Raw genomic sequence first — 14,602 nt, 5'->3', positions numbered from 1 at the left:
GAAAATGCATGTTTATGTTCATCGTAATGAATACCGCGAAATCGATGGGTTGACATCGCTTGTGCTGCGCGGCGATCATACAGAGCATTTCCCATCCCTTGAAACGATTTCGTCAGTTTTTCTGTTCATTTCAGAAACCGACAATTTACCATGAGTTTGTGCATATAAACCCTTAATACTGCAGTCAACAATCGGTTTACCCAAACGGTTAAATACGACGCTACTATAGTGTGGCGTGCTAACACGTAGCACGGTGACAGAAATGTACGGAAAGAACATCAGGATCGAGAGGATAATGGACAGAGCGAGCGGGAACGCTGTAATAGTCCCGATGGACCATGGTATCAGCGTGGGCCCCATCGCCGGACTGACAGATATGAAGACCACTGTCAACGACGTGGTCGAAGGCGGAGCAACCGCTGTCCTCATGCACAAGGGAATAGTCCCTCTCGGACACAGAACATCGGGTCACGATGTCGGTCTCATCCTGCACCTTTCCGCGTCCACAGACATCGGTGTCAATTCCAACAACAAGGTTCTGGTCGCCACTGTGGAGGAAGCACTCGCGATGGGTGCCGATGCCGTTTCCATACACATCAACGTCGGTGCGGAGTGCGAGCCCCAGATGCTCTCAGACATGGGAATGGTCTCCAGGAAGTGCCGCCAGTGGGGAATGCCGCTGATCGCCATGACATACCCCCGCGGACCCAAGATCAAGGATTCGTTCGACCCGCAGGCCATCGCACATGCTGCAAGGGTCGCGACCGAATTGGGTGCGGACATCGTCAAATGCAGCTACACCGGGGACATCGACACGTTCAGAGAGGTCGTGAAAGGGACGGTGGTCCCCGTCGTGATCGCCGGCGGACCTAAGATGGATTCCGATTTGGATGTACTGAACATGGTCCACGACTCCCTTGAAGCGGGAGGACACGGAGTGTCCATGGGAAGGAACATCTTCCAGCACAAGAACGTCCGCGGCATGATGAGCGCCGTATCGGACATCGTCCTCCACGGTGCTACCGTCGAGGAAGCTCAGAAGCATCTCAGATGAGAGAATAAAGAAAATCCGGGGCGGCCTGGACCGCCCCTTTTTTGTTTAGTAATCCTCGGCCATGCCCATAATGGCCGAACCCAGAATTATGTAAGGTTTGTTGATGGTCTCATCCATGAATACCCTGCAGTTGATACCGTACACCTCGCGGATATTCTCCTCTGTGAGGACCTCCTCGGGAGTACCTACGGCATGGATCTTACCGGGACGGGCAAGCATGATAACCTTATGGGCATACTTCGATGTGATGTTCAGATCGTGACAGATGGTCATGATTATCATGCCCCTCTCTATGGCGATAGCTCTGAGCATCTCCATCACATACACCTGATATTTCACGTCCAGATTGGCCGTGGGCTCATCGAGGATGAGTATCTCCGGCTCCTGTACGAGACCTCTTGCGATGGATACCTTCTGATGCTGTCCCGCGGACAGGGCGTTGTAGCTCCTGGAGGCGAGATTCTCGATGTGCATCAGCTTCATGGTCTTGTAGACGACCTCCAGATCCTTCTGGCGCGAACCCCATTTCTGGTGGTTGAACCTTCCGATCATGATGGTGTCGACGACGGACATAGAGAAAGCGTCCTGCGAGAAAGCGGGAACGAATCCCACCTTCTTGGCAACATCCTTGTGGTGCATCTGCGCCACATCCTCTCCGTCCAACAGTACCTGTCCCTTGAGAGGCGTGACGATCTTGCTTACGCACTTAACCATGGTGGATTTCCCTACACCGTTGGGTCCGATGATGCAGTACAGACCGGGTTCGTGTATCTCCAGATTGATATCGTGGAGGACGATGTGGTCCTCGCTGTAACCGAAATCAACGTTCGTGATAACTACTTCTGCCATTCGTATCACCACGCACTGCTGTTGCGCCTCAATACCATCCACAGGAAGACGGGGCCTCCGATGAACGACATGACCACTCCCACCGGGAGGGACGAGGGCGCGATGATCACCCTTCCAATTATATCCGCTATCAGCATCAATGCCGCACCGAACAGTGCACATGCAGGGACCAGATATCTGTTGTCAGCACCGATGAACATCCTCACTATGTGAGGTGTCACCAATCCGACGAAACCGATGAGTCCGGTGAAACTGACGATCGCCGCGCTGACAACACCGGTGAGGATCAGGGTAAGAAGCCTCATCCTGTCCGCGTTGATACCCATGGCCTTCGCACTGTCATCCCCTGTCGCCAGAACATTCAGCTTTCCGGAGATCAGCATGGTTATGATGATTCCTGCCATGACCACGGTGAACATGACGGGGAATGAGTTCCATCCGTCGATGAGCGCCAGCGATCCGGTCTGCCAGTAGAATATCTTGTTCAGAGCGCTCGCATCCATCCACAGCATGAGAACGGTGGTGAGTGCGTTGAATATGTACATGATACCGATACCGGCCATGATGACAGTGGTCGGCGATGCGTTAGAGAATCTGGACATCATCGCTATGACCGCGGTGGGCACCAAGGAGAAGACGAAGGCCAGAACGACCAATGCGCTGTCCCCGAGGAACGAGGCCATACCGATGCTCATCCCGATGGTGGCACCGAATGCCGCTCCCGAGGAAACTCCGGTCGTGTAAGGGTCTGCGAGAGGGTTCTTCAGAACGCTCTGCATGATGACTCCGCATATGGCCAGTCCGGCACCTCCGAGTATTCCCGCGATGACTCTGGGAAGCCTATGGTCGAACACTATGTAATCGTATTCAGATGTCACGTTGCCTGTAATATGGTCGATGATTATCTGGTAGACTTCCAGGAATCCGATGTCCAGTGCACCGACGGTCACGGCGAAGCTGGTGACCAGGACGATTATTACGGCGCATGCGACAATGAACAGTATTTTGCGCCTTATGGTTGAGTTGAACTTGCTGACGGTCTCCGAAAGTCCGGAGTCCTCCGACGCAGGCGTATTCCATTCCCTGACAGAACTGATGACATCCTGGCTGAGGATGATGTCCTGTTCAAGCTTGTTTTCGCTCATAATATCGATTAAAGGGTTTCAGGCCCCTTTCGGGGCCATTGGATCAGGCTTCGTACTCCCAAACGGCGAACTTGGATGCCTTGAGGTCCTCCATGGATCCCTTGTAGTTGGTGAAATCATGGTAGTACTCGTACATCATCTCCCAAGCCTCGTCCTCGCTGAAAGCGTCGGGCCAGAGCAGGTTCGCCAGGGACAGGACGAACGAAGATCCTGCCATGGTACAGTTCTCGAATGCGATGCTGACGATCTGTCCGGTGTAACCGACCTTCCTGAATTCCTTTGCGAGTTCGGTGACATCCTCGAAGTAATCCTCGGTGGTAGTGGTCTTGGATGTCGCATATCCGAAGGAACTGATGATCAGGACGTTGGGGTTGTACTTCTTGATGGTCTCGATGTCGAGTGCATCGAATCCGTCAGAGGTGTAAACGCTCACTCCGTTGTAGAGAGGGAGCTTCTCGACGGTGTAGACATCGGCGAGTACTACGTTTCCGACTCCATGTGCATCTACCCAGAGGGGGTTGAGGTCGTAGCCGGGTGCGTAGTAGGGCATGATGTAGGTCTTGGATCCGACATCTGCCTTCTTGATGGCCTCGATGACCTTGTTCTGGATCTTCTCGACATAGTCGATGTATGCCTTCGACTTGTCCTGGAGGTTGAACATCGCTCCGAGGGTGATAAAGGAGTCGAGCCAGGTGACGTCTCCGTGCGCCCTGTTCATGGGCAGCTTGATGACGTTGAGGTTGTAGTTTGCGAAGTTCTTCTCAACGGAGTTGAGGAAGGATTCGTCGTAGAATCTCTTGTCTCCCATGGTGATCTTGATCTTGTCCTTGACCATGGTCTCGTAGATATCGTTGGTGAGCCTTCCGGGGATCTCCTTCACCTTGTCGATGTTGGGATACAGGTCGGTCACAAGGTCTGAGGGTCCGATGTCTCCGTTGGACATCATCTTGACCTTGTCGTAAAGTCCGTAGATGACCAGCCAGTCGAGACCGGTACTGAATCCGGTGTGGATTCCTCCGTCGGTGAGGACCCTGGTGAGGGGGTAGTCGACAGAACTCTTCTTGTTGTCCCAATCAACGTAGTACATGGTTCCCTCTTTTCCGTCGAGGAAGGCCTGGACGAGATCGTAGTCCTTGCTGTCGACCTTTCCGTCGACGTTGGCATCTGCCAAGGGGTTGAGGGAAGAATGCCACTTCTCCTTGCCGTCGGCGATGTTCTTGATGAATGTCAGATCGGCCTTGTCAAGATAGTCGTTGTTGTCAGCGTTTCCGAAGACCCTGAGCTGTGTGTCGATGAAGTATTCCTTGTCATCGTCTGTGGGTTCGGAACCGCCTCCGTTGTTGTTCATCACAACGAATGCTGCAACCGCTGCGATGATCACAACGGCAACGACCGCTATGATGATTGTCGTTTTATTATCCATTATATAACCTCAATTGGATGTATGTTCCAATAGAAATCATTACAGAATTTTACTATAAAATTAATTGTATGGATAAAATTGACTAATTGTGTATAGCCAGATTATTAATTAAACAATGTTAAAGTGTACAGCTAGTACATCCAACAAGTTCATCAAAATTGACTGTACGGACTTACTTTATATCCGTCGCCGAAAGGAATCACATTCCCCAGAAGGGCTCGTCCTTCCTCTTGATGGCGATGGTCTCCTCGAGGGTCATCTTCTCGTCCTCGGTGAGGTCCATTTCCTTCAGCGGCTTGATGGCGGAACCGATGAGGTCGACGTAGATCACATCCTCCTCGTTGATCTGCCTGCCGGCGGTGACTCCGTCGATACCGACTGCGACCTCCTCGCCCTGCTTGGCCTCTTTGAGTGTCTCCTCCCCTGTGTGAATGGACCTGATCTTACCGCAGTCACGGCCGTCGGGACCGATGAGGTTCTCTCCGGGCCTGATCCTTCCTGCGAGGACCCTCACACCGACGATTGCCGGTTTATTTGCACGGAATATGCAGTTGGGCAGGATCTTGAACTTGGCAGGGAACGAGAACTCCGCTCTCTTGTCGCCCTCTGCCTGCCGCTTGGTCTCGTCGACCCATTCGATGTAATCCTCGATGAGCTTGTAGACGATTTGATTGGTCAGAACCTTGAGTTCAGGGTGCAGCGCAAGCTCCGCCTCCGCATCCTTTGATAATGTTGAATTGAAACCGAGAAGGACGCAGTTCTTCTTGTCTCCATAAGCTGCTTCAACTATGTCCCTGCGTGTGATCTCTCCCACGCCGTACTTCCTGATTGGGATGTTGTTAGCTTTTGCTTCGAATGCGAGGGCCTCCAACGAACCTACCGCATCCGCTTTGATGGAGATACCGTTCTCGGTCGTCTCGATCTTGACCGTGGACTCCTCCTGGAGCGTCTTGATCGCGGGATCCTTCTCGTTCTTCACAACGAGCATGGGGGCGCCTGCGATGACACCTTCCACGTTCTGGCAGGAGATCTTGACTCCCGCCGCAGCATGGAGAACGGGAACGGAATCGAACCTGTCCCTGGGGTCGCGGATCTCGTCCAGCGGTTTGGGCTTGAGGATCGCTTTCACTTTTGTCACGACTGGTGCCCCTCTGGTTCCCAGAGCGACCATGTCTCCCTTCTTGATTGTACCGGAGTAGAGGATCATATCGAGTGTCTTTCCGAGTCCCTTCTCCTCCTTGATCTCCAGGATTGTTCCCTTTCCGGGGCCCTCTCCCTTCTCCAATTGGGATTCAAGGAAGCGCTGGGCCAATCCGATGAGGACCAGTAACAGGTCAGGCACTCCCTCTCCCTCCTTGGCGGAGATGGGGACCAATGCGACGTTCTTTGTGAAGTCATCAATCCTGTCGTACCTGTCCGCGTAGATGCCCTGCTCGGAGAGCTGGGCGATGACTGTGTACAGCTTGTCGTTGAACACCTCGATTGTGTGGGCCTGCTGCTGTTTCTCCGACAGTATGAAGGGCCTTCCCTCCTCGGAGATCCATCCCTCGATGGTGTCGACCTTGTTCAGGGCTATGACGAACGGGGTCTTGTACTGCCTCAGGATCCTGATGGATTCGATGGTCTGGGGCATTATGCCTTCTCTGATGTCTATGACCAGGACGGCGATGTCCGCGAGGGAACCTCCCCTTGCGCGGAGCGTTATGAAAGAATGATGTCCGGGGGTGTCTATGAACAACAATCCGGGAACGCCGAACTTCTTGTTCCCGATGAGCTGGTTGCACACCTTGTAGATGTGCTCTATGGGGACCTCGGTAGCACCGATGTGCTGCGTTATGGCGCCTGCCTCGCGGGCCTGCACCGAAGTTCCCCTGATCCTGTCCAAAAGCTTTGTCTTACCATGGTCCACGTGACCAAGAACGCTCACAACCGGTTGTCTTATCGCCATAGCCACCACAATCCATGTAATCCAAATCTAAATGACACTTAATAAAGGTCATCGGTCCGTCAAAGCCACACAGGTAATTAAGCTTTGCAGAATAAGGGATTAATCATAGACATTGTCACGTTTTCCTACCTGGAAGATGAAAATCAGAAGAACATTGTCACGTATCTCGGTCAGAATCCTAAAATCACCTACGCGGTATCTCCAAGATCCTTTGTAGTCGCCTGAAAGTGCTCTACCCATTCTGCGGGGTTCCTCGCATCCTTGAAGATTCTTACCGATCCAATTATAGATCCTTTCAGCATCTTTTGGATTCTTTTTATTGAGTTTAATCAAAAAATCCATAGCGCTGTCGCTATATTCTACCCTATAACTCAAAGGAATCCCAACCTCTTCCCAACTTCCTCATGGGAATATGATACAGGATTCTTCTCATAACGTGCTTTAGCTTCTTCAAACGCCTTCACATCAATCTCATCTTCTATCGCCTCTATAGTCAGCTTCCTAATGACTTCGGAAATCTTCATCTGATATAGGTCAGCGTATTCTTGTATGAGTGCTTCCTCACGCGGTGAGAATCTTATTGAATATACCATAATTGTATTACAATTGTCATACTATAAGATAGTATCCACGGTTCGATATGACAATTTGAACAATAACGACAATAATGAAAATGCTGGATGGGCCCACAGTTCCCTGCCGGCCCACCCTTGATGGTTTAGTGCTCACTCGTAGATCCACTTGTCCGCGGTCCTGTCGTATGTGACAAGCTCCTCGGGCTTGAAGAAGATGGAGATCTCCCTCTTAGCGGACTCCACAGAATCCGAACCGTGGATGATGTTGCATCCGGTCACCATTGCGTAATCGCCGCGGATGGTTCCGGGTGCGGACTCGATCGGCTTGGTCTTGCCCATCATGTTCCTGCAGATCTGGACTGCATCCTCTCCCTCGAGGACCATCGCCATGACGGGTCCGGAGGTGATGTAGTTGATCAGCGAGGGGAAGAAGGGCTTGTCCTTGTGCTCCCCGTAGTGCTTCTCAGCAACATCTTTGGGGATGACCATGAACTTGAGACCGACGATCTTCAGTCCTTTCTTCTCGAAGCGTGAGAGGATCTCCCCGCAGAGTCCGCGCTGGACTCCGTCGGGCTTCACCATGAGGTAGGTCTGCTCCATAGCCATGGAACTCACTCCTTCTTCTCAGCTGCCTTGAGCCTGGCCGCCTTCTCTTTGGCTGCCTTCTCGGTCCACTCGGTTGTACGAGCGACCCTCTTCAGCTCGATCATGTTCTTGTAGCACTTGTTTGTGTCGAAGAAGAGGATGGATCCATCCTTCTTGACGAACATCTTGCCGGTACCGGGCTCGATGGGGGCTCCGCAGAAGGAGCATCTCCTAGATGTGTCTACCATCGAAATCACCTCATACCCAGTTTCCTGGCTTCTCTGGATGTCTCCCTCAGCATGAGGATGTCACCCATTCTGACAGGACCCATGATGTTCCTTGTAATGATCCTTCCCTTGTCACGTCCATCGAGGACACGGACCTTGACCTGAGTTGCCTCTCCGGTCATTCCGGTCCTTCCGATGATCTCGACGACCTCAGAAGGGATGCTGTCAGTGTCGACCATTCAGCTCACCTCAGTTCTTGAGGGCTGCGGTTGCCTGAGCGATCTCATCACAAAGTGCTTTTCCCTTTCCGACGTCCATGATGGCGACGGATGCTGCGGGCTTGTTGAGTCCGATAGCGGCTCCAAGCTCGACCTTGCTGGGGACGTACACGTAGGGAACGTTCCTCTCGTCACAGAGAGCGGGCATGTGGGCCAGGATCTCTGGGGGCTCGACGTCGACGGCCATGATGACCATTGCTGCGGTTCCGCGCTCGACGGCCTTTGTGACCTCGTTTGTTCCCTTCTTGATCTTACCGCCGTCGCGAGCTGCCTCAGCGAGAGCGTATGCCTTGTCGGAGAGCTCCTTGGGAGTCTCGAATTTAACAAATACAGACATTTCAATTACCTCTTTCCGGCGCACAAAGGCGCCATCATTATTCATCGGCTCTGTAAGAGCATCCCTCCTATCTTATTATCATATAAAAGGGTGAGTGCTCCGAAGATAGTGGATGACTCATCTATGCTTCGGCAGATACCTGGTGCTCCTCGAACCGCCGATCTTCTCGATCCTTCCATCCCCCATCATGTTGGCCAGCACCCGCTCCACGGTTGATTCGGACAATGATGGGAATAAGCTGCAAAGATCCCTCTTGGACATCGGTATGACCGTCCTCTCCATGAATTGCTCCAAACCCCCCGATTTGACATGTGCCCTGATCTCCGATGCCATCGCCAGATTCATCTCCCTATAGCAGAGGAACAGTTGGGTCAGGAAATACGAGATGAACGGCATGTAGTCATTGGCGTTGTCAAACCATCCGTTCTGAGATTCCTCCAAGGCCTCATAGTAGTCCCTCTTGCTGCTGTTGATCTTGGACTCCATGGAGACGTATCTGCATACCTCATATCCTTCCTTGTACAGCAACAATGTTGTCAGAAGACGGGACATACGTCCATTCCCGTCTGCAAAAGGATGGATCATAAGGAAATCGTCGATGAAGCAGGGGATCAGCAGAAGATTGCTGATGTCCGTATCATCCCTGGCCTCGCGGAACGCCCAGATGAGCTGCTGGAGATTGTCCTCGACCTCTGCTGCCGGGACGAGTTCGTGGACCTTGGTTATCCTCCCCGATGTATCCCTCTCGACGATGGCGTTGTCCCTCGTCTTGAATCCCAGGTATGCGTTGGGGTTCTGACCCATCAGCACGGAATAGATCTTCAGTATCGAATCGATGCTTATGTCGATGCTTTCGTGCTCCTGATGTATGAGCCTCAGCGCATCGCGGTATCCAGCTATCTCTTCCTCATTGTGCCCTTTGGGAGCGGTGTTTCCTGAGATGATGCCTGCCAAGCGAGCCTCATCCGTATAGATGCCTTCAATGGCATTCGAATCAGCCACGGACATTATCATGGCACGCAATTCCAAAGCATCGCGGACGGTCTCATCCAACACGTTAGGTGCGTCCATAGACGCGTCTATGCGTTCTATATTGCCCACTCTCCCCATGGTGTCCGAATTCACCTTAGAACCCTTGAGGAAGCTGTAGTCATAGACGTGCATACATATGTTTTACATTATTATTATATAAATTTTACTATTATTCTGCCTCATTTATAATTGTAAATAGGGCAGAAACACTGATTCCCGATACACCCCATGATGTACAATTCGAGACCTAATAAGTCGGATTAATGAGAATATGCCCCCTTCCGGGGGCTGAAGAGTTTGGGATCAGTTCACGTAGTCGAGCCACGCATCGTACTTGGAATCCTTTCCGGTGGTGATTTCGATGAACTTCTTGTGGATCTCCGTTGCCACCTTGCCGATCTTTCCGTCCCCGATGACCCTTCCGTCGATCATTGTGACGGGTCCGATCTCAGCGGCGGTTCCGGTCATCCAGACCTCATCTGCAGAGATGAGCTCGGATCTGGAGATCTCCTTCTCGATGACGGTGTATCCCATGTCCCTGGCGACCTTGATGATGGAGTCCCTGGTGATTCCCTCAAGGATGCTCTCCGATACCGAGGGGGTATAGATGACTCCCTTGCGGTAGATGAAGATGTTCTCTCCGGTACACTCAGCGACATGTCCGCAGGAGTTGAGCATCACTGCTTCATCAGCTCCCTGGCGGAGGGCCTCCCTCTTTGCAAGGGTAGATGTGACGTAGGTTCCGTTGACCTTCGCTCCAGCGGGGGAACAGAGGTTGTCGGGCCTGTGCCAGGATGAAGTGATGAGCTTGGCTCCGGCGCTTGCGTCCTCACCGAGGTAGGACCCCATGTAGACACAGCAAATGGACAGCGAGGAGGGAACCTTTGTAGGATTGAGTCCGACCTCCTCTCCGGAGAGGAAGACGGTAGGCTTGATGTAATCGGTGGTGAAACCGAGCTTCGCGTTCTCCCTGATGATCTCCTTGTGGGCCTCGATGATATCCTCAGCTGTCATGAGCTTGCCGTTGACCTTGGGCTCGATTCCCATGATCTTGCATCCGTCCATGAGTCTCTTGATGTGGTCCTTGAGCCTGAACACTGCGGGCCCCTTGGGGGTGCTGTAGACCCTGATACCCTCGAAGATACCGGTACCGTAATTGAGCGCGTGGCAGAGGACGTGCACCTTGGCGTCCTCCCAGTTGACGATGTTCCCGTCGAGCCAAATCTTCTTTGCTTTGTCCATTTGAACACCTTTTCAGATATGCATTGCTATTGAATGCCGCTAGATGGGCAACCATCGCGCGACTATAAACGATTATGGTCAGGATGAGAGTATGTCCCTGACCTCTTCCACGAACCTCTCCGACCTTTCCTTGGCTACGTCGGGGTACTTGGATTCGGAGTAGATCCTAAACTTAGGTTCCGTTCCCGAAGGACGGAGAAGGACCCATCCGTCATCGTATGTGATCTTCAGTCCGTCGGTGGTATCCAGCTTCTCTGCGGAATGGCCTGTTGCAATTTCTACAAGGAGCTGCGCTTTCTTATCGTCTGGACAGGGAGCTGCGGCCTTGATCGTGTAATATTTGGGTAATTTGTCTACCTGTGCCTGGACGGATCCGTTCTTCGCAACAAACTCCATCATCCTGGCGGCAGCCATGGCGCCGTCGCGGCAGAACTGATGGTCAGCGTAGATTATACCGCCGTTATCCTCGCCTCCGATGGGGGCACCGGTCTCGATCATCTTCCTCGCCACGATGGGGGAGCCTACGGCGGTGCGGATGGTCTCTCCGCCCACTTCTTTGACGGCATCCTCGACCATGTTGGACAGTGCAACTGTGGATACCAGCTGTTTCTTCTGGCTGTTCTTGACGCATAGGATCGAAAGTAAGGCCAGTCCGACATCTCCTGGAAGGTACGTTCCCGTGTCGGAGACGAACACGCAGCGGTCAGCATCCCCGTCGTGGGCAAAGCCCAGGTCGGCGTGGATCTCCTTGACGGTCTCCTTCAGCTCGGACAGGTTCTCCTCCACGGGTTCGCTGTAATGACCGGGGAACATCCCGTCGGCCTCGCCGTTGAGGACGACCGCGGATACCCCGAGTTTCTCCAGCAGAAGAGGCGATGTGTGCACGGATGCGCCGTTGGCGCAGTCCAGAACAACTTTGAGATTTGCTTTTCTGATTGCCTCGGCATCCACTTTGGAGACTATGGCATCGATATACTTCTCGCCGGCATCCTCCACGCGGGTCATGTTCCCGATCTTATCCCAATTAACTGTCTGCAAGTCCACTTCATAAGCATCCTCTATGGCTGATTCCTCCTCATGTGAACATTCGGTACCGTCTGCTGAGACGCATTTGATCCCGTTGAACTCCGGAGGGTTGTGGGATGCTGTTATCATCACTCCGGCGGTGACTTCGTCATGTGTCTTGACAAAATACTGAAGGGCAGGCGTAGGCACCATCCCGAGGTCGATTACGTCAACACCCATGGACATGAGTCCCGAGGAAACGGAAGCGAAGATCATCGGCGACGAAACACGGGTATCCGTAGCAATGGCGATAGGTCCTGGGCCCAGAACATGCGCTATGGCCCTTCCGACCTTCATAGATAACTCACAGTTAAGGTAGCCATTGGCCACCCCGCGGATCCCATTGGTGCCGAACATCTTCATCTTATCACACCCTCATAAACGATGGAGTATAATGAAGATTTGATGAAAGGTTCGACTATCTTATCAAGAGAGTTCTTCGAAATGATGATACTTCTTGATGTCGGAATCTCTGATCTTCAGGTGGCGCTTTCCCCCGAACGGATCCTTGTGCTTTCTTACCGTTACTTCCCACGGTGTGTTTTCCCTATGGGTCAGGTCGACCAGTTCTTTCCCTGTTATGAACCTGTACTTACTCAAGGTCTTCTCTATCGATGCCAGTTTCTCTTCGCCATCTTCAGCGAACAGTATCCTGCTTCTCATCTGGATCGAAATGTTCATCTTCGAGAATACGACTGTATCATCGATCAACGTACTCGGCTTCTCCTTACTGTAATCTCTCAAAGTCTGAAATACGGTATCTACTACAGGGCCGTACATGAAGGCGAAAACTTTATCCTCGAATAGCTTCTTTCCGGTACTGCAGAGATAATCCGCATAGCACATATACGTTAACTTCTCGACCTTTGTATGTGTGCAGGCTTCCTTGGACAGGATGTATTTGGCCACATCGATCCCATCCAGATAGCGGTCTTCTTGGATGATTTTCACGAATTCGTCAACCGTTTCCACTACCTGTACGTCATCGAAATACGGATCCCTTTCGACGACGGAACTCCAGTCAGCAGAATCGGTATGGATGGTATGCGTGCTGAACGATACCCTCTTCCCATCGTATGCGCTGCTGACCCTGTCGATTGCGCCCTTGACAACGCTATAATCGCAGTCGGGGAAATCCAGACAAATCCTTGAACCTTTAGAATAGGAACTGCTCAAAAGAATCTGATGTTTTATCATCTTTCACTCTCGTTCGTTATTTCTTCCTTAGTCTGTGATTCCCATTTCTTGTACTCATATCTGTGATGCGTATGTGAGATCTGGTTTTCCCTCTCGTCCGCACTTCTCCAGATCTGCAATTCCCACTTGAACGTATTGTTGTCTCTCTTGAAGTATATATGAGTTGCCCTATATCTGTTATTGTAGTCTTTATGGACCTCGTCCTTCTTCTCACACATCAATCCTATCTTTTTCATTTCATTACAAATATCTGTATGCGTAAGCTCATCACATTCGATGATCACACGTATCCCGAAAAGATCGTTGAAGCACTTATTGATGCTGACCTTACCTTCCTCCTCCCTTTTGAGATAGTCGTCATATTTTTCTTCAATGGAGTTGGAGATCTTTATACGGTTGTTGATTGTGAATTCCTTATCGGTGCTGTCAAACTGTGTGACCTCGATACGGTTATTCAAGAATGAAGTGTATTGTTTGATGATAGGCATCAGATTCTTTTCCTCTATATCAGCTACCTTCGTAGATTTTTGATTGAAGAGCTCGATACCGTTCTTTTCAGCGAACTGGATCCATTCTTCTGACACCCTACTATGAACCACTGAAATCATATTGGTAAGACTGATAAGCATCTTCAGTGCATCTTCCTTCCTTATCGTTCGCATGACATTTTGGTTAGATATAATACATATCTTTAGGCTCTAACATCATAATAACTATCAGTTTCTAAGGATCTTTCATGATTTATTCTCATCTTTTACTATATTGACAAATCTTAACTCGTGCTTCCCGTTTGTATTCCACTCATTAAAATGAAAAAGTGCCTTGTCAAGTTGATTAACAGGAAATGACCAAAAATGAGCAAATTGGTTAGAGCGAGGAAGAATTGAACGATCTTCGTTATTATTGTAATTATTAATTGCAATTCTTAATTCTCTTTGTGAAGAGTAATCGACACCATCAGCAAATCTTCTTTTTTGAAAACCGTAACCATATTGGATGCATGTTTACGTGCTCCGGAAGTATCAACTGGATCATAATAATAAACAGGAGTATATCCAATATCAAAGCTCTCAGCAAGATCGCTAACATAGTTATGTATATCCCACATTGAGAACACTGCTACACACTCGTATGGAAACGATTCTCTAAAGTTTTTCAAATATTCCTGATTAAGTTTGAAATATACGCTGGAACCGCTAATATATTCCAATTCAAAATCTGGAATTGATAATGAAAGAATTTTACGATATTGAATCTCTTTTCCCCATTCAGAATATGTAAGATTGCGAAACGAATCACCCTTGAAAAATCTATCAACTACTGGCGAATGAAACTCGATTTCAACATCAGAAGCATGACTAAGAGCCTTTTGAAGGTTGCTAGTAAAACTAGCATCATGAGCATTTTCAGATGATGGCAAAACATCGACAACAGCATTATCTGAAATAAAACCACCCTCCATCTCATCATAAACACCTTTTGAATCTACGAGATCCAAATTGTTTTCCTCAGGATGAAATTTTGATAACTGACTAAAACAGAAACTACGATGTTTTAATCCATCAATATATTTGAGGCTTGTAAACTTAAAAACTAATAAAGAATTAGCATAAAGATCATAATCTTTAACCAACAAAGGATCAAT

The 14,602-nt window shown here is 50.3% G+C and carries 16 protein-coding genes; 1 reads left to right on the top strand and 15 read right to left on the bottom strand.

The window, feature by feature from the left end; translation table 11 throughout:
• The first annotated feature begins 262 nt into the window (after positions 1–262).
• Positions 263–1,054 carry a fructose-bisphosphate aldolase gene (locus E7Z62_08670; protein ID MBE6523174.1) on the top strand — a complete coding sequence of 264 codons (792 nt, stop codon included), beginning with the start codon at positions 263–265 and terminating at the stop codon, positions 1,052–1,054.
• 45 nt (positions 1,055–1,099) lie between these two features.
• Here the strand turns inward: E7Z62_08670 and E7Z62_08665 are convergent, their stop codons facing one another.
• From E7Z62_08665 to E7Z62_08595, 15 genes are all read right to left on the bottom strand, one after another.
• The gene (locus E7Z62_08665; protein ID MBE6523173.1) at positions 1,100–1,903 is read right to left on the bottom strand and encodes an ABC transporter ATP-binding protein; all 804 of its coding nucleotides are present in this window, start codon (positions 1,901–1,903) and stop codon (positions 1,100–1,102) included.
• A gap of 5 nt (positions 1,904–1,908) precedes the next feature.
• Positions 1,909–3,048, bottom strand: coding sequence for an iron ABC transporter permease (locus E7Z62_08660; protein ID MBE6523172.1), 1,140 nt, complete (start codon positions 3,046–3,048; stop codon positions 1,909–1,911).
• A 43-nt stretch (positions 3,049–3,091) separates the two neighbouring features.
• Complete coding sequence (locus tag E7Z62_08655) at positions 3,092–4,471, bottom strand: hypothetical protein (protein MBE6523171.1); 1,380 nt, start codon at positions 4,469–4,471, stop codon at positions 3,092–3,094.
• A 199-nt stretch (positions 4,472–4,670) separates the two neighbouring features.
• Positions 4,671–6,419 (bottom strand): translation initiation factor IF-2, encoded by a 1,749-nt coding sequence (gene infB, locus E7Z62_08650; protein ID MBE6523170.1) that lies wholly within the window; start codon positions 6,417–6,419, stop codon positions 4,671–4,673.
• Between the two features lie 99 nt (positions 6,420–6,518).
• On the bottom strand, positions 6,519–6,794 hold the full coding sequence (locus tag E7Z62_08645; protein MBE6523169.1) for a type II toxin-antitoxin system RelE/ParE family toxin: 276 nt from the start codon (positions 6,792–6,794) through the stop codon (positions 6,519–6,521).
• Positions 6,791–7,012: a CopG family transcriptional regulator gene (locus tag E7Z62_08640; GenBank protein MBE6523168.1), complete on the bottom strand. Its 222-nt coding sequence runs from the start codon at positions 7,010–7,012 to the stop codon at positions 6,791–6,793. The genes E7Z62_08645 and E7Z62_08640 overlap by 4 nt, the downstream gene beginning before the upstream one ends.
• Before the next feature lie 132 nt (positions 7,013–7,144).
• Positions 7,145–7,594 carry a nucleoside-diphosphate kinase gene (locus E7Z62_08635; protein ID MBE6523167.1) on the bottom strand — a complete coding sequence of 150 codons (450 nt, stop codon included), beginning with the start codon at positions 7,592–7,594 and terminating at the stop codon, positions 7,145–7,147.
• A gap of 11 nt (positions 7,595–7,605) precedes the next feature.
• On the bottom strand, positions 7,606–7,827 hold the full coding sequence (locus tag E7Z62_08630; GenBank protein ID MBE6523166.1) for a 50S ribosomal protein L24e: 222 nt from the start codon (positions 7,825–7,827) through the stop codon (positions 7,606–7,608).
• A gap of 5 nt (positions 7,828–7,832) precedes the next feature.
• Positions 7,833–8,045: a 30S ribosomal protein S28e gene (locus E7Z62_08625; GenBank protein ID MBE6523165.1), complete on the bottom strand. Its 213-nt coding sequence runs from the start codon at positions 8,043–8,045 to the stop codon at positions 7,833–7,835.
• 10 nt (positions 8,046–8,055) lie between these two features.
• Entirely contained in the window at positions 8,056–8,421 is a 366-nt protein-coding gene (locus E7Z62_08620) for a 50S ribosomal protein L7ae (GenBank protein MBE6523164.1), read from the bottom strand.
• A gap of 117 nt (positions 8,422–8,538) precedes the next feature.
• The gene (locus E7Z62_08615; GenBank protein ID MBE6523163.1) at positions 8,539–9,585 is read right to left on the bottom strand and encodes a Fic family protein; all 1,047 of its coding nucleotides are present in this window, start codon (positions 9,583–9,585) and stop codon (positions 8,539–8,541) included.
• Between the two features lie 171 nt (positions 9,586–9,756).
• Entirely contained in the window at positions 9,757–10,695 is a 939-nt protein-coding gene (locus E7Z62_08610; GenBank protein ID MBE6523162.1) for a branched-chain amino acid transaminase, read from the bottom strand.
• Positions 10,696–10,773: 78 nt separating this feature from the next.
• Complete coding sequence (gene glmM, locus E7Z62_08605) at positions 10,774–12,123, bottom strand: phosphoglucosamine mutase (GenBank protein ID MBE6523161.1); 1,350 nt, start codon at positions 12,121–12,123, stop codon at positions 10,774–10,776.
• A gap of 63 nt (positions 12,124–12,186) precedes the next feature.
• Positions 12,187–12,957: a DUF4065 domain-containing protein gene (locus E7Z62_08600; GenBank protein ID MBE6523160.1), complete on the bottom strand. Its 771-nt coding sequence runs from the start codon at positions 12,955–12,957 to the stop codon at positions 12,187–12,189.
• The gene (locus E7Z62_08595) at positions 12,954–13,541 is read right to left on the bottom strand and encodes a hypothetical protein (GenBank protein ID MBE6523159.1); all 588 of its coding nucleotides are present in this window, start codon (positions 13,539–13,541) and stop codon (positions 12,954–12,956) included. Before E7Z62_08595 ends, E7Z62_08600 begins: the two co-directional genes overlap by 4 nt.
• Positions 13,542–14,602: the final 1,061 nt, after the last annotated feature.

The organism is Thermoplasmata archaeon, assembly GCA_015063285.1.
GTDB lineage: Archaea > Thermoplasmatota > Thermoplasmata > Methanomassiliicoccales > Methanomethylophilaceae > Methanoprimaticola.
This window is presented reverse-complemented; position numbering and strand designations above follow the sequence as displayed.